Origin of the sequence: Pseudomonas sp. MYb118 (genome assembly GCF_040947875.1) — a bacterium.
Taxonomy (GTDB): Bacteria; Pseudomonadota; Gammaproteobacteria; order Pseudomonadales; family Pseudomonadaceae; genus Aquipseudomonas.
In genome coordinates, this window is the sequence record NZ_JBFRXN010000001.1 from 393,290 (window position 1) to 408,287 (window position 14,998).

Here is a 14,998-nt window from a genome sequence, read left to right on the forward strand (position 1 = left end):
CTCATGACACCATCGCGAGCAAGCTCGCTCCTACAGGGGGAGGGGGATCAGGCAGTCGCCATGCGCAACGCCTGCCGGTTGCCACGGAACAGCACCAGCGTCGCAATCAACCCCAGCACCGCCGCGCCACTGAGCCAGATCCCCGGCGCCGCCTTGTTATCCAGGACATGAATCAGGTAAGTGCACGCCGCCGGCGTGAAACCGCCGAACGTCGCGGTGGCCAGGCTATAGGCCAGGGAGAAGCCCGTGGTCCGCACCTGCACCGGCATGATTTCCGTCAGCGCCACGACCATCGCGCCGTTGTACGAGCCATAGAGGAACGACAGCCACAACTCGACGATCAGCAAGTGGCTGAAGCTCGGGTTCGCCACCAGCCACGACAAGGCCGGGTAAGCGGTGAGAATTGCCAGGATGGTCGCCGCCAGCAGCAGCGGTTTGCGCCCGACCCTGTCGGACACGGCGCCCATCACCGGCAACCAGAAGAAGTTCGACAGGCCGATGCACACGGTCACCAGCAAGGCGTCCATGTCCGACAGGTGCAGTTCCGCCTTGCCGAAGGTCGGTGTATAGGCGGTGATCAGGTAGAACGACACCGTGGTCATCACCACCAGGGCCATGCCGGCAATGACGATGCCGAAGTTCTGACCGATCGAGCGGATGATTTCCCCCAGGGTAGGGCGGTGTTTGCGCGCCTGGAATTCCGGTGTTTCCTCCAGCGAGCGACGAATCACAAAAATCACCGGCACGATCATGCAGCCGATCAGGAAAGGCACGCGCCAACCCCATTCGCCCATCTGTTCCGGGCTCAGCCAATGGTTCAGGCCAACCCCGAGCAAACCGGCGAACACCACGGCGGCCTGCTGGCTGGCGGATTGCCAACTGACAAAAAAGCCTTTGCGCCCCGGCGTGGAAATCTCGGCGAGGTACACCGACACACCGCCCAGTTCCACACCGGCGGAGAAACCTTGCAGCAAGCGGCCAAACAGCACAATCAGCGGCGCGGCGACACCCAGAGTGGCATAGCCCGGCACGCAGGCGATCAGCACGGTGCCGGCCGCCATCATGGCCAGGGTGATGATCAGGCCCTGGCGCCGGCCGTGGCGGTCGATGTAGGCGCCGAGGAAAATCGCCCCCAAAGGACGCATGAGGAAGCCGGCGCCAAAGGTGGCCAGCGATAACATCAGGGATGCAAAGGCACTGTCGGCAGGGAAGAAGGTTTTGGCGATGGCCGTGGCGTAGAAGCCGTAGACCATAAAATCGAACATCTCGAGAAAATTACCGCTGACAACGCGAAAAATCGCTTTGCCTTTGCCCGTATTCGAGGACATGGGAATGCACTCACTTTCGTCTGTCTGATCGGAAATCCCTGATGTAGACGTGTTGCCGCCATCACCCATGGGGCGAACTCCCTTGGCGGGCTAGTTGTAACAATATGTGTATCAAGATCGTTAGGCAACAACTGGTTAGCTTGCTGCTTAAGCGTTTCAGTCGTCGTCGGATCAAGGAGAGGAGGGCTGGCTTGCCGCATAATGCCGGCCGTGGGTGTTGTGTCAGTAATCCGTGCGGGGAGCGCAGCAATTGTCGAAAGGGTGGTGGGGTCTCGGTTTTTTACTGCTTGGCGCGTTGTCGGGCTGCGGCAATGGCGATGCCATGGAAAGTTTTGGCGGCCCGACCATGGGCAGTACATATTCAATCAAATACCTGCGCCACGCCGATCTGCCCAAACCGGCAGAGGTTCAGGTCGAGGTGGAGAAAATCCTCGCCGAGGTAGACCGGCAGATGTCGACCTATCGCAGCGACTCCGACATCGAGCGTTTCAATGACCTGCCGGCCAACAGCTGCCAGGCCATGCCGGCGTCCGTGCTGGAGCTGGTTCGGGTAGGGGAGCAGTTGTCAGCGCAAAGCGACGGCTCCTTCGACCTGACGGTGGAACCGTTGCTCAACCTCTGGGGCTTCGGTCCCCAGGCCCGTGGCGAAAAGGTCCCGACCGCCGAAGCGCTGGCGGAGGCGCGAGCGCGGGTCGGTCATCAGCACCTGCGCATCGAGGGCGATCGGCTGTGCAAGGATGCCGCCGTCGAAGTCGACTTCAACAGCATCGCGGCGGGCTACGCGGTCGATCGCATCGCGGCCAGGCTCGAGGCCCTGGGGATCCACAATTACCTCGCCGAAGCCACGGGCGAACTCAAGGCGGCGGGCAGGAAGCTCGACGGCTCGGCCTGGCAGGTCGCCCTGGAAGAACCCCGCGACGATCAGCAGGTGGCGCAACGGATCCTCGCCATCGACGGCCTGGGGGTGTCGACGTCCGGCGACTACCGCAACTATTTCCTGCAGGATGGCCGGCGCTATTCCCACACCTTCGATGCCCGCACCGGTGCGCCGGTCTCACACACGCTGGCCTCGGTCACGGTGATTAATCCTTCGGCGTTGCTGGCCGATGGACTGTCGACGCTGCTGCTGATTCTCGGCCCGGAGCGCGGCTGGGACTACGCGGAAAAACACGATATCGGCGCATTTTTTGTGATTCGTGCCGATACAGGTTTCGTCACACGCACCAGTCAGGCTTTTGAACGCCTCAGCGGCACGAAAAACCCGTGATCGAATCGTCAAGACTGGCGTTGTAGTGCAGGCAAAACTAGCCTACGACGCGACCAAGGGTTAATGTGCGCGGCGTTGACGCTTCTATAGACTGTGTCCGGGTTCTGCACTGGCCCCAAATTGTTCCTTCACGCCGCCGACCGGCGTGATTTAGCTGCAGGCGCACAGCGCCGCAGCCTGTTCTGAGGAGTACGCATGGCTGTCTACAACTACGACGTGGTGGTACTGGGTTCCGGCCCGGCGGGAGAAGGCGCGGCAATGAACGCCGCCAAGGCAGGGCGCAAGGTGGCCATGGTCGACAGCCGTCGCCAGGTCGGCGGTAACTGCACCCACTTGGGCACCATCCCGTCCAAGGCCCTGCGTCACTCGGTCCGGCAGATCATGCAGTTCAACACCAACCCGATGTTCCGGGCGATCGGCGAGCCGCGCTGGTTCTCCTTCCCGGACGTGTTGAAAAGCGCCGAGAAAGTGATTTCCAAGCAGGTCGCTTCCCGCACCGGCTACTACGCCCGTAACCGTGTCGATGTGTTCTTCGGCACCGGCAGCTTCGCCGACGAGCAAACCATCGAAGTGGTCTGCGCCAACGGCGTGGTGGAAAAACTGGTGGCCAAGCACATCATCATCGCCACCGGCTCGCGTCCGTATCGCCCGGCGGACATCGACTTCCACCACCCGCGTATCTACGATAGCGACACCATCCTCAGCCTCGGCCACACCCCGCGCAAACTGATCGTCTACGGCGCCGGCGTGATCGGTTGCGAATACGCCTCGATCTTCAGCGGCCTGGGTGTACTGGTCGAGCTGGTGGACAACCGTGGCCAGTTGCTGAGCTTCCTCGACTCGGAAATTTCCCAGGCTCTGAGCTACCACTTCAGCAACAACAACATCACCGTTCGCCACAACGAAGACTACGACCGCGTCGAAGGCGTGGACAACGGCGTGATCCTGCACCTCAAGTCCGGCAAGAAGATCAAGGCCGACGCCTTGCTCTGGTGCAACGGCCGTACCGGCAACACCGACCAGCTGGGCCTGGAAAACATCGGCGTGAAGGTCAACAGCCGCGGCCAGATCGAAGTCGACGAGGCCTATCGCACCTGCGTGCCGAACATCTACGGCGCCGGTGACGTGATCGGCTGGCCGAGCCTGGCCAGTGCCGCCCACGACCAGGGTCGCTCGGCGGCGGGCAGCATTGTCGAGAACGGCAGCTGGCGTTTCGTCAATGACGTGCCGACCGGCATCTACACCATTCCGGAGATCAGCTCGATCGGCAAGAACGAGCAGGAGCTGACCCAGGCCAAGGTGCCATACGAAGTGGGCAAGGCGTTCTTCAAGGGCATGGCGCGTGCGCAGATCGCCGGCGAGCCGCAAGGCATGCTCAAGATCCTGTTCCACCGCGAAACCCTGGAAGTGCTGGGCGTGCACTGCTTCGGCTACCAGGCTTCGGAGATCGTGCACATCGGCCAGGCGATCATGAACCAGCCGGGCGAACTGAACACGCTGAAGTACTTCGTCAACACCACGTTCAACTACCCGACCATGGCCGAAGCCTATCGGGTCGCGGCGTACGACGGCCTCAACCGGCTTTTTTGAGCGGCTCCGGCCGGTGGCCTGAGCCGGCCGGGGAGACCGATTTCAGCAATTCTCGAGCGTGGCAGTGGCCAAACCGGGAAAGTCTGTAATCAGGCTGTCAACGCCGAAGTCGGCGAGCCTGCGCATCAGCGCAGGTTCGTTGACGGTCCACACCGACACATGCAGCCCCTGACGCTGCGCCTTCTGCAGGCGTTCCGGCGTACACAGGGTCCAGTTCAGCGCCAGATACTCACAGCCATAGCTTGCCGCGACCTTCAGCGGGTCGAGCCAGGCGTACTCGGCCACCAATCCACGCGACACGTCGGGCACCAGGTCCAGGGCAGCCTTCAATACTTCCCGAGAACTCGAGGTGATGGTCACCTTGTCGAGCAGGCCAAAACGCTGCGCCATCTCGCGAATCGCCAGTACCGTGGTCGCGGCGCGGGTGCGTGAAGCGCTTTTGACTTCCAGTTGCCAGTGCTCGAAGGCGCATTTCTCGAACAACTCCTCCAGCGTCGGAATCGGGCAGGGCTTGATCCAGCCCGGGCCGCCCTTGCGCGCGTCGTAGGTGACCAGTTCCGCCGCAGTGTGCTCGACCACCTTGCCGCGCCGGTCGGTGGTGCGCTTGAGCGTCGGGTCGTGGATGACCATCAGCTCGTTGTCCATGGACAGGTGCAGGTCCAGTTCGCAGCGGCGTACGCCGTGCTTGAGGCATTCCTGAAAGCTGGTCAGGGTGTTTTCCGGTGCTTCGCCCTTGGCGCCGCGATGGCCGTAGATGAGGGTCACGGTTCTTCCTTAAGTTAAATGCCTGATTCTTGTTCGCGGGCCAGTCGTCTTTCCTGGGCCTGCTTCTGCAAAATGTAGCGGGCGAGCAACTGACGCTGGGCGTCAGTGGGGCGTTCGAACTCGGTGCCGACGTCGAAGCCATCGCCCTTGGGATCGCAATGTGTGACCCGGGCGCGCAGCAACAGGCCGAGGGCCTGCGGCATCAGCACCAGCTTGATCGACAGGTGCGCGCCCGCTGCAATCGGGGTCGGGTGCTGGAAGTCGATGCCGCCCTCGGAAATGATCACTGGCTGCGGCTCGCCGATCTGGCCGAGCACCGTCAGGGCGATCACCTGGCTGAGCAGGTCAATGCGTTTGTTCTGGACCTTGAGGAAGGCCGCGAGGTTACGGTCGCGCTCGCTGATCTGGCGCAACAGGTGCTGCGACTCGAATTCGCTCAGATGCAGTTCGCTGAGCACGTTGAAGAGTGGGGAAGCATCCTGCAACACTTCCTGGCCTGCAGCTTCGGGAGCGGACAGGGGCCGAATTTCCAGTGCGATCGTATCCTCGATACGGTAGTATTCGCGGCGATCTTCTTCATCTAATGTCGACATGGCGAACCCATGGTAGCGGCGGTGGTCTGAGTGTAAAGCTGGTTATCGACCCCCGCCACAAGGACGTTCCTTTTCCCTCCGAACAAGCCCCGACATGTTCAGACCTCTCTTCGTATTCATTGGCACGCGTTACACCCGTGCAAAGCGTCGCAACCACTTTGTGTCGTTCATTTCCCTGACTTCCATGATCGGTCTCGCCCTGGGCGTGATCGTGATGATCGTGGTGCTGTCGGTGATGAACGGCTTCGATCACGAGATGCGCACCCGCGTGCTGGGCATGGTGCCCCACGCGACCATCGAGGCGGGCGAGCCGATCAGTAACTGGCAGGGCCTGGCCGACAAGGTCCGGCAGAACCCGCAGGTGACGGCCGTTGCGCCCTTCACCCAGATGCAGGGTTTGCTGACCAACAACGGCAAGGTCTCCAAGGTGCTGCTCAATGCCATCGACCCGGCGCTGGAGCGGCAGGTGTCGATCATCGACAAGTTCATGTTGCAGGGCAAACTCGACGACCTGGAACCCGGCAGCTTCGGCATCGTCATCGGCGACAAGGCGGCCGCCAAGCTCGGCGCGGCCATCGGCGACAAGCTGACCTTCGTCGCGCCGGAGGTCACCGTGACCCCGGCCGGGATGTTCCCGCGCATGAAGCGCTTCACCGTGGTCGGCATCTTCCACGTCGGCGCCGGTGAAATCGACGGCTACCTGGGTGTCACCAACCTGCAGGATCTGGCGCGGCTGCACCGTTGGAAGCCGGATCAGGTGCAGGGCATTCGCCTGAAGTTCGACGACCTGTTCCAGGCGCCGCGCACGGCGTGGAGCATCGCCCAGCAGTTGGGTGAGGATCGTTACTACGCCCGCGACTGGACCCGCACCCACGGCAACCTGTACCAGGCGATCCGCATGGAGAAGGCCATGATCGGCTTGCTGTTGCTGCTGATCGTCGCCGTGGCGGCGTTCAACATCATTTCCACGCTGGTGATGGTGGTGAATGACAAGAAGAGCGACATCGCGATCCTGCGCACCCTGGGCGCCACGCCGCGCACGATCATGGGCATCTTCATGGTGCAGGGCACGGTCATCGGCGTGGTCGGCACCTTGATCGGCGCCGTGGTCGGGATCTTCGCCGCCCTGAACGTCAGCGCTGCGATCTCGGCGCTCGAAGGCCTGATCGGCCACAAATTCCTCAACGCCGACGTGTATTTCATCGACTACCTGCCTTCGCAAGTGCAGAGCCAGGATGTCGTCATGGTCTGCGCCGCCGCGTTGGTCCTGAGTTTCCTCGCCACCCTGTATCCTGCCTGGCGTGCCGCGCGCACCCAGCCTGCGGAGGCGCTACGTTATGAGTGAGTCGGGCATGAGTGAAAAAGCAATCCTGAGCTGTCGCAACCTGGGCAAGTCCTACGAGGAAGGCCCGGAGTCGGTGGAAGTGCTGGCGAACCTGCAACTGGAACTGCATCCAGGCGAGCGCGTAGCGATCATCGGTAAATCGGGCTCGGGCAAAAGTACCTTGCTCAACCTGCTCGGCGGCCTCGACACGCCGACCAAGGGCAGCGTGTGGCTCGACGGTGAAGAGCTGTCGGCTCTGAGCGAGAAGAACCGTGGCCTGCTGCGTAACCGCGCGCTGGGCTTCGTTTATCAGTTCCACCATTTGCTGGCCGAATTCACCGCCCTGGAAAACGTCTGCATGCCGTTGCTGATCGGCAAGACTGCGATCCCCGAAGCGCGCCAGCGTGCCACCGCGTTGCTGGAGCGGGTAGGGCTCGGTCATCGCCTGGAGCACAAACCGGCCGAGTTGTCCGGCGGCGAACGCCAGCGCGTGGCCATCGCCCGTGCGCTGGTGAACCGGCCGGGTCTGGTGATGCTCGATGAGCCCACCGGCAACCTCGACTTGCACACCGCCGAGGGCATCCAGGACCTGATGCTGGAGCTGAGCACGTCGATGCGCACTGCGTTCCTGGTGGTGACCCACGACATGAACCTGGCTCGCCAGATGGATCGTGTCCTGCACTTGCAGGAAGGTCGCCTGACGCCCATCTGATTGACTGAAACCCGAGGCGCCGGGTGTGCCTCGGGTCTTTTATTTTTATACGGTGCTTCCGCGAATGTTCAGACCGTTATCGATCTTTATCGGCACACGCTATACCCGCGCCAAGCGCCGCAATCGCTTTGTGTCCTTCATCTCGATGACTTCGATGATCGGCCTCGCCCTCGGCGTGCTGGCGATGATCGTGGTGCTGTCGGTGATGAACGGCTTCCAGCGCGAAATGAGCTCGCGCATCCTCGGCATGGTGCCCCACGCCACCATCGTCGGCGTCAACCCGATCGACGACTGGCAGCCAGTGGCCGCCGCCGCCATGAAGAACCCGCAAGTGACCGCTGCCGTACCGTTTACCGAAATGGAAGGCATGCTGTCCTACAAGGGCTCGATGCAGCCGATCCAGGTCAGCGGCGTCGACCCGGCGCTGGAAGGCAAGGTGTCGATCGTTGCCCAGCACATCGTCCAGGGTCGCCTCGATGCCTTGAAGCCGGGCGAGTTCGGTGTGGTGGTCGGCGAGATCACGGCGCGGCGCTTCCGCTTGAACGTCGGTGACAAGATCACCCTGATCGTGCCGGAAGTCAGCACCGCACCGGGCGGGATCACCCCGCGCATGCAGCGCCTGAACGTCGTGGGTGTGTTCAAGGTCGGTGCCGAGCTCGATGGCTCGATGGCGCTGATCCACGTCGCCGACGCTGCGCAGATGCAGCACTGGCAACCGAACCAGGTGCAGAGCGTGCGCCTGGCGGTGAAGGACCTGTACGCCGCGCCACAGGTGTCCAGCGATATCGCGGGCGGCCTGGGCACCGCCTACAAGGCGGACGACTGGACCCACACCCAGGGCAGCCTGTTCAGTGCGATGAAGATGGAAAAAACCATGATCGGCCTGCTGTTGCTGATGATTGTCGCGGTGGCCGCGTTCAACATCATCGCCACCCTGATCATGGTGGTGAACGACAAGGGCGCGGACATCGCCATCCTGCGCACCATCGGTGCCACACCGCGGCAGATCATGGCGATCTTCATGGTCCAGGGCACGGTGATCGGCATTGTCGGCACCTTGATCGGCGGCGTGCTGGGGGTGATCGCGGCGCTCAATGTCAGCGAGCTGGTGGGTTGGTTCGAACGGGTGAGCGGCCAGCACATCTTCAGTTCCGACGTTTATTTCGTCAGCAACCTGCCTTCGGAATTGCAGGGCGGGGATGTGGCGCTGATCTGCACGGCGGGGTTCGTGCTGAGCTTCCTGGCGACGGTTTATCCGGCTTGGCGGGCGGCGAAGGTTGAGCCGGCGCATGCGCTTCGGTATTCGTAAGGCCTGAGACCGCTATCGCGAGCAGGCTCGCTCCCACAGTGGTTTGAGTTGAAACACCACCTTTGTGGGAGCGAGCCTGCTCGCGATGGGGTCAGACCTGCTGGCCTCAATCCCTCTTCGGCAACTCAATCACAAACCGCGTCCACCCATCCGCTGATTCGCAACGAATCCGCCCCCCATGGGCCCGAACGATCGACTCGGTAATCGCCAACCCCAACCCCGCATGCTCGCTGCTGCCTTCCTGGCGCGCCGGATCGGCCCGGTAGAACCGGTCGAACAGGCGCGGCAGTAGCGCCGGGTCGATGCCGGGGCCGCTGTTCTCGACGCTCAGGCTCACGCCTTTGCCCTGGTCGACAAGCCGCAACCGAACCTCACCCTCCGGCGGGGTGAAGCGCAGCGCGTTGTCCAGCAGGTTGGACAGCGCCCGGCGCAGCATGCTGCGGTCGCCGTCGATGCGCGCGCTACCCTCACGGCTGATGCGCACCCGGGCGTCCTCGGCCAGCGGCGCGAAGAACTCCAGCAATACCTCCATTTCTTCGGCCAGCTCGAGCGGTTCGCGTTTGGGCATCAGCAGGCCATGGTCCGCCTTGGCCAGGTACAGCATGTCGTTGACCAGTTGCGCCATCCATTGCAGTTCCTCGAGGTTGCTGTGCAGCGCTTCGCGGTAATCCTCGATCGGGCGCGGACGGGTGAGGGTGACCTGGGTGTGGGTCAGCAGGTTCGACAGCGGCGTGCGCAGTTCATGGGCGATGTCGGCGGAAAACGCCGAGAGCCGCTGGAAGGCGTCGTCGAGGCGTTCGAGCATGGCGTTGAACTGGTGGGCCATTTGCGCCAGTTCCGGCGGCATTTCGTCGGCGGGCAAACGAGCGTTGAGCGATTGCGCCGAGACGCTACGGGCGATGGCGCTCATGCGGCGTAACGGGCGCAGGCCGCTGCGGGCCGCCCAGGCACCAAGCAGTGCGGTGGCCAGGGCGGACAGGCCGACGGTCAGCCAGATCAGGCGCTGCATGCGTTGCAGGAAGTGCTGGTGGTGGGTGATGTCCAGCAGCAGGGTCAGGCGCGGCGAGCCCGGCTGGTCGACAAACAGCGGTGCATTCAACACCCGGTAATCGGTGCCGTTGTCACTGATGGTCGAAAGCCCCGCGGTTTGCGGGAGTTTTTCCGGCAGGCGGGTCGAGCTGTCATACCAGCGTTGGCCGTCGCTGCCGGTGATGCGCAGGGACAGATCGGCCTGCCGGCTCAACTCATCGGCCAGGCGCACTTCGCTGTCACTCGACTGCAGGTCATGCAGCGCCCGACGCAGTCCGATCAGCTTGCCGTCCAACAACTGTTGGTCCAGTTCGACGAAATGCGCCTCGCTGGCGCGACTGAACAACACCCCGGCCACCAGCGACACGGCGGCGGTGCAGGCGGCGAACAGCAGCGCCAGGCGGCCGCTCAAGGACAGTCGGCGCATCAGGCCGGACGCTCTTCAAGCACGTAACCCATGCCGCGCACGGTGTGAATCAGTTTGTTCGGGAACTCGTCGTCGATCTTCAGGCGCAGGCGGCGGATCGCCACCTCGATGACATTGGTGTCGCTGTCGAAATTCATGTCCCAGACCTGCGAGGCAATCAACGATTTGGGCAGCACTTCGCCCTGGCGGCGCAGGAGCATTTCCAGCAGCGAGAACTCCTTGGCGGTCAGGTCGATACGCTGGCCGTTGCGTTCGACGCGGCGGCGGATCAGATCCAGGCGCAAGTCGGCCAGTTGCAGGCTGGTTTCCTGGGGCTGGGCGCTGCCGCGACGCAGCAGGCTGCGCACACGGGCCAGCAGCTCGGAGAAGGCAAAGGGCTTGACCAGGTAGTCGTCGGCGCCCAGTTCGAGGCCGTGGACCCGGTCTTCCACGGCGTCTCGTGCTGTGAGAAAAAGCACCGGCGTGTCGAGGCCCGCGCCGCGCACGGCCTGGAGGATCTGCCAGCCATCGCGGCCGGGCAGCATCACGTCGAGAATCAACAACGCGTAGTCACCGCTCAGCGCCATCTGCTGGCCGGTGCTGCCGTCGGCCACCAGCTCGGTGTTGAACCCGGCTTCGGCCAGGCCCTGGCGCAGGTAATGACCGGTTTTCGCTTGGTCTTCGACGATCAGCAGTTTCATGGACAACTCGGGGCAGAGGGAACGAAGGCTTTATACCGTGGGCAGTGTCTGCACGGGCCAACCTGACAAAGTTGTAATCTGTTCGTCAGCTTGCGGGCAGCGTAGACAGTTTAAGGTTTTGCGCACGCTGAACCTCATCTTGTTGGAGTACGACCATGTTTTTACGTAATCTGCTGGCCGCCGGCCTGTTGGCATTGAGTTCGCCGCTGTGGGCTGCGCCGGGTCACAGCTACGACTTCGGTCAGCCGGCCCCGGCCGCCAAGGCGAGCCGCAGTGTGGAAGTGGTGATGGGCGACATGTCGTTCACGCCCAAGGCCATCGAGATCAAGGCCGGTGAGACCGTTCGCTTTGTGCTGGTGAATAAGGGGCAATTGCTGCATGAATTCAACCTGGGCGATGCGGCGATGCATGCCAGCCATCAACAGGAAATGCTCAAGATGCAGCAGAGCGGCATGCTGACGCCTACGGGCGTGAAAGAAATGGACCACGGCGCTATGGCGGGCATGGATCACGCGTCCCACGGCCAGGCCATGAAGCACGATGATCCGAACAGCGTGCTGGTGGAGCCGGGGAAAACCGCCGAATTGACCTGGACCTTCAGCAAGGCCACCAGCCTCGAGTTTGCCTGCAATATTCCCGGCCACTACCAGGCGGGCATGGTCGGCAAGTTGACTGTCAGTCAGTAAGCACTCTAAGGCGGGAGCAAAGGCTGATAGAATCCGCTGATTATTCAGTCAGGTTTCCGCCATGCATCCCGCAGCCGAACACTCGCCGCTGGGCAAATCCAGCGAATACATCGCCACGTACACGCCGTCCTTGCTGTTCCCGATCCCGCGCACCGCGAAATGGGCCGAGCTGGGCCTGACGGCCGAGACCCTGCCGTACAAGGGCGTGGACTTCTGGAACTGCTTCGAGCTGTCGTGGCTGCTGCCGTCCGGCAAGCCGGTGGTGGCCATCGGTGAATTCAGCATCCCTGCGGACTCGCCGAACATCATCGAATCGAAGTCGTTCAAGTTGTACCTCAACTCCTTGAACCAGACGCCGTTCGAAGACACCGCCAGCCTGGAAGCGACGCTGGTCAAGGACCTCTCGGCAGCCGCAGGCAAACCGGTGGGCGTGCGGGTTCGCAGCTTGCGCGAGGTCGAGACCGAAGGCGTCGTGGCGTTGCCTGGCGTGTGCATCGACGAACTGGACATCAGCGTCAGCAACTATGAGCATCCGCGCCCTGAACTGCTGCGCTGCGATGATTCGCGCATTGTCGAGGAGAGCGTGCACAGTCACCTGCTCAAATCCAATTGCCCGGTGACCAGCCAGCCCGACTGGGGCAGCGTAGTGGTCGAGTACCGGGGCGCGGCGCTGGATCACGCGAGCCTGCTGGAATACATCGTCAGCTTCCGCCAGCACTCGGATTTCCATGAACAGTGCGTGGAGCGGATCTTTCTCGACCTGCAGCGCTTGCTGAAGCCGGAGAAGTTGACCGTGTATGCGCGTTATGTGCGGCGGGGTGGGTTGGATATCAATCCGTATCGCAGTACTGAAAGCGTTCAATTGCCGAACCATCGGTTGGTTCGCCAGTAAAACTGGATTCTGTGGAGATCCTGTGGGAGCGAGCCTGCTCGCGATGTTTTTTCAGTAACAGAGGTGTCGACTGACACCCCATCGCGAGCAGGCTCGCTCCCACATCAGGTTTCATTGGATTCAGTGAATTGGGGTGATCAGATCCCCATATTGCCCAGCGCCTGGGCAATATTGCGCAAGGTACCGGCAATCGTCGGGTGTTCGAGTTCGAAGCGTTCGACCGCGAGGTTGACGCCGTCCGCCAGGCTGGCGTCCTGGGTCTTGGTTTCCAGTTCAAGCTGGTATTCGATCTGCTGCATCAGTTCGCGCAGGTTGTCGCGCTCGGCTTCGGACAGTGGAGGATTCTGTTCCAGTTGCTCGCGCAGGGCATTGAGCTGTTCTTGCAGTTCGCGGGCGGGCATGGCGTTCTTCCTTTTGTCGATTGGCACTGGCATAGACCGTAGCGGCACGCCAAAGGTCTATGGCTGACCTTTAGATTAATCCACTCGCGCGCAACCTGCATGATCCCGATCAGGGCTTTTCGCCTTTGCCACGACGCAGGCTGATGTCTGCCAGGCAAGTCTCCAGTTCGCCCAGGTGATCGATCACCGAATGCACACCCAGGCTGAAAAGCTGCACCGTCGCCTTGCCGCGCAGGTGTTCGCGTTCCTTCTGGCTCAGGGCTTGCCATTCGCTGGGCGCCAGCCCGCAGAGCGAGCCGCAGGAGGCCAGGCCAATCGTCCACAGGCCGGCATTGAGGCCCGATTGCAATAGCCGGGGTTCGCCACTGACCAGCACGCAGCCATCCAGGCGCTCAACGTTCAGCGCCATCAATGCTTGCCAGCAGGCATTCGGCGACGGCCATGGATTGATTGTTGCTGGGTGTTGCGAGGGCTTGATCCACGCCGGCAGGTCGGCGGCCAGGGCGTGGGTGAGGGCAGGGGGAAGTTCGTCGAGCCAGGCGCAGGGAATCTGCTGGCGTTGCAGGCTGAGCAAGCTGTCCAGCGCGCCGGGTGTCACTTGGGCGTGTTCGGCGCGATGGGTGCCGTGGGGGCGCGTGAGGGCGCCGAAATCCACCAGGCAGCCGCTGAGACCGAACAACACGGCAGTCAGGTTCGGTGCGGCGAGAGGCAAGGCTTCGGCGTGCGGCATGTCAACGTCCCTGAAATAGCGCAAGACTATGCGTTATCAATGACAGTTGAGTGACATTGATGTGAATGGCCTGCAGTCATGGCGAATCCTCCGTAGGTCATCACGCACGAGGCTGCATAAATGCACGTTTCCGTCTTATACTTGCCAGCTTGATACCTGGGCCAAGAGGCCCGCACCCGTACAAACCCAAGGAGTTTTTTATGCGCTGGAGCAATCATCTCGCTCAGCTATCTTTGTGCGCCAGCGTGCTGCTGGTTCCGTTCGTTGCCCAGGCAGCCACGGAAGACGACCCTTGGGAAAGCGTCAACCGTCCGATCTTCCAGTTCAACGACTTCGTCGACACCTACGGGCTCAAGCCGCTTGCCCAGGGCTACCAGGCCGTGACCCCGCAGTTCCTGGAAGATGGCATTCACAACATGTATCGCAACGTCGGTGATGTCACCAACCTTGCCAACAACATCCTGCAAGCCAAGCCGGCCGCGGCCGGCGTCGACACGGCGCGTCTGATCTTCAACACCACCTTCGGCCTGCTGGGCTTCTTCGATGTGGGCACCAAGATGGGCCTGAACCGCAGCGATGAAGATTTCGGCCAGACCCTGGGCTACTGGGGTGTGGGCAGCGGTCCTTACGTCATGTTGCCGCTGCTGGGGCCGAGCACCCTGCGCGATGCGCCGGCCAGGTTCGTCGACAGCTACACCGGCCCTTACCGTTACATCAACGATGTGCCGGTGCGTAACTCGATTTTCGCCCTGAACATCGTCGACACCCGCGCCAGCCTGCTGTCCAGCGAGAAGCTGATCAGCGGCGACAAGTACACCTTCATTCGCAATGCCTACCTGCAGAACCGCGAATTCAAAGTGAAGGACGGTCAGGTCGAAGACGACTTCTGATCCCTGTCGATAAAACGAAAAAGGCGGCCCACGAGTCGCCTTTTTTGTTGTTGGAACGCGCCTATCTCATCTTCAAGATTGTAAGGCCGAGTTTCTGGCCGTCGCCGTCCTGTTCCTTCACCCACACCACTTCGGTGTCGGCTTCCAGGCCCTTGAGGGCGGTGTGATCGGACTCGATCCGTACGCTGAGGCGGTCGCCAACCGCAAATGAGCGGGGCGCCTCGACCTGCATGCCACTGCTGGAAAGGTCGACGCAGACGGCGGCGACCTCGTCGCCCTGATGAATCAGGGTGATATCGGCATCAACCCGCATGCGGATGAAATCGCGCTTTTCGCTGTAGTCCCGATCGGTTCGACTCATGGCCTTCGTCCTTC

The 14,998-nt window shown here is 62.2% G+C and carries 16 protein-coding genes; 8 read left to right on the plus strand and 8 right to left on the minus strand.

Going from position 1 to position 14,998, the window contains the following annotated elements:
• Window positions 1–47 precede the first annotated feature (47 nt).
• Entirely contained in the window at window positions 48–1,328 is a 1,281-nt protein-coding gene (locus ABVN20_RS01810; protein WP_368553607.1) for an MFS transporter, read from the minus strand.
• Between the two features lie 322 nt (window positions 1,329–1,650).
• On the opposite strand from ABVN20_RS01810, the gene ABVN20_RS01815 reads away from it, so the two are divergent.
• Window positions 1,651–2,595, plus strand: coding sequence for an FAD:protein FMN transferase (locus tag ABVN20_RS01815; RefSeq protein ID WP_368553609.1), 945 nt, complete (start codon window positions 1,651–1,653; stop codon window positions 2,593–2,595).
• Window positions 2,596–2,790: 195 nt separating this feature from the next.
• Entirely contained in the window at window positions 2,791–4,185 is a 1,395-nt protein-coding gene (gene sthA / locus ABVN20_RS01820) for a Si-specific NAD(P)(+) transhydrogenase (protein ID WP_085723066.1), read from the plus strand.
• 42 nt (window positions 4,186–4,227) lie between these two features.
• On the opposite strand, the gene ABVN20_RS01825 is transcribed toward sthA, so the two are convergent.
• Together ABVN20_RS01825 and ABVN20_RS01830 are read right to left on the minus strand one after the other, a co-directional pair.
• Window positions 4,228–4,950, minus strand: a complete 723-nt coding sequence (locus ABVN20_RS01825) for a glycerophosphodiester phosphodiesterase (protein WP_368553611.1) — start codon at window positions 4,948–4,950, stop codon at window positions 4,228–4,230.
• Window positions 4,951–4,964: 14 nt separating this feature from the next.
• A complete protein-coding gene (locus ABVN20_RS01830) occupies window positions 4,965–5,543 on the minus strand; it encodes a PilZ domain-containing protein (protein WP_368553613.1) in 579 nt (192 codons plus the stop codon).
• 94 nt (window positions 5,544–5,637) lie between these two features.
• Between ABVN20_RS01830 and ABVN20_RS01835 the strand changes: the two genes are divergently transcribed.
• From ABVN20_RS01835 to ABVN20_RS01845, 3 genes are all read left to right on the plus strand, one after another.
• Window positions 5,638–6,888, plus strand: a complete 1,251-nt coding sequence (locus tag ABVN20_RS01835) for a lipoprotein-releasing ABC transporter permease subunit (protein WP_368553615.1) — start codon at window positions 5,638–5,640, stop codon at window positions 6,886–6,888.
• A gap of 7 nt (window positions 6,889–6,895) precedes the next feature.
• Entirely contained in the window at window positions 6,896–7,579 is a 684-nt protein-coding gene (lolD, locus tag ABVN20_RS01840; protein ID WP_368553616.1) for a lipoprotein-releasing ABC transporter ATP-binding protein LolD, read from the plus strand.
• 64 nt (window positions 7,580–7,643) lie between these two features.
• Window positions 7,644–8,888, plus strand: coding sequence for a lipoprotein-releasing ABC transporter permease subunit (locus ABVN20_RS01845; RefSeq protein WP_368553618.1), 1,245 nt, complete (start codon window positions 7,644–7,646; stop codon window positions 8,886–8,888).
• A 106-nt stretch (window positions 8,889–8,994) separates the two neighbouring features.
• Here ABVN20_RS01845 and ABVN20_RS01850 read toward each other — a convergent pair whose 3' ends face one another.
• Window positions 8,995–10,344 (minus strand): heavy metal sensor histidine kinase, encoded by a 1,350-nt coding sequence (locus tag ABVN20_RS01850; RefSeq protein WP_368553620.1) that lies wholly within the window; start codon window positions 10,342–10,344, stop codon window positions 8,995–8,997.
• A complete protein-coding gene (locus ABVN20_RS01855; protein ID WP_368553622.1) occupies window positions 10,344–11,024 on the minus strand; it encodes a heavy metal response regulator transcription factor in 681 nt (226 codons plus the stop codon). The genes ABVN20_RS01850 and ABVN20_RS01855 overlap by 1 nt, the downstream gene beginning before the upstream one ends.
• A gap of 155 nt (window positions 11,025–11,179) precedes the next feature.
• Between ABVN20_RS01855 and ABVN20_RS01860 the strand changes: the two genes are divergently transcribed.
• Together ABVN20_RS01860 and queF are read left to right on the plus strand one after the other, a co-directional pair.
• Window positions 11,180–11,710 carry a plastocyanin/azurin family copper-binding protein gene (locus ABVN20_RS01860; protein WP_368553624.1) on the plus strand — a complete coding sequence of 177 codons (531 nt, stop codon included), beginning with the start codon at window positions 11,180–11,182 and terminating at the stop codon, window positions 11,708–11,710.
• A gap of 61 nt (window positions 11,711–11,771) precedes the next feature.
• Window positions 11,772–12,602 (plus strand): NADPH-dependent 7-cyano-7-deazaguanine reductase QueF, encoded by an 831-nt coding sequence (queF, locus tag ABVN20_RS01865; RefSeq protein ID WP_368553626.1) that lies wholly within the window; start codon window positions 11,772–11,774, stop codon window positions 12,600–12,602.
• A gap of 137 nt (window positions 12,603–12,739) precedes the next feature.
• Here the strand turns inward: queF and ABVN20_RS01870 are convergent, their stop codons facing one another.
• Together ABVN20_RS01870 and ABVN20_RS01875 are read right to left on the minus strand one after the other, a co-directional pair.
• The gene (locus ABVN20_RS01870) at window positions 12,740–13,003 is read right to left on the minus strand and encodes a DUF4404 family protein (RefSeq protein ID WP_368553628.1); all 264 of its coding nucleotides are present in this window, start codon (window positions 13,001–13,003) and stop codon (window positions 12,740–12,742) included.
• Window positions 13,004–13,112: 109 nt separating this feature from the next.
• Entirely contained in the window at window positions 13,113–13,733 is a 621-nt protein-coding gene (locus ABVN20_RS01875; RefSeq protein WP_368553630.1) for an HAD family phosphatase, read from the minus strand.
• A gap of 200 nt (window positions 13,734–13,933) precedes the next feature.
• On the opposite strand from ABVN20_RS01875, the gene ABVN20_RS01880 reads away from it, so the two are divergent.
• The gene (locus ABVN20_RS01880; protein WP_368553632.1) at window positions 13,934–14,623 is read left to right on the plus strand and encodes a VacJ family lipoprotein; all 690 of its coding nucleotides are present in this window, start codon (window positions 13,934–13,936) and stop codon (window positions 14,621–14,623) included.
• Between the two features lie 61 nt (window positions 14,624–14,684).
• Here the strand turns inward: ABVN20_RS01880 and ABVN20_RS01885 are convergent, their stop codons facing one another.
• Window positions 14,685–14,984 (minus strand): PilZ domain-containing protein, encoded by a 300-nt coding sequence (locus tag ABVN20_RS01885; RefSeq protein WP_368553634.1) that lies wholly within the window; start codon window positions 14,982–14,984, stop codon window positions 14,685–14,687.
• Window positions 14,985–14,998 lie beyond the last annotated feature (14 nt).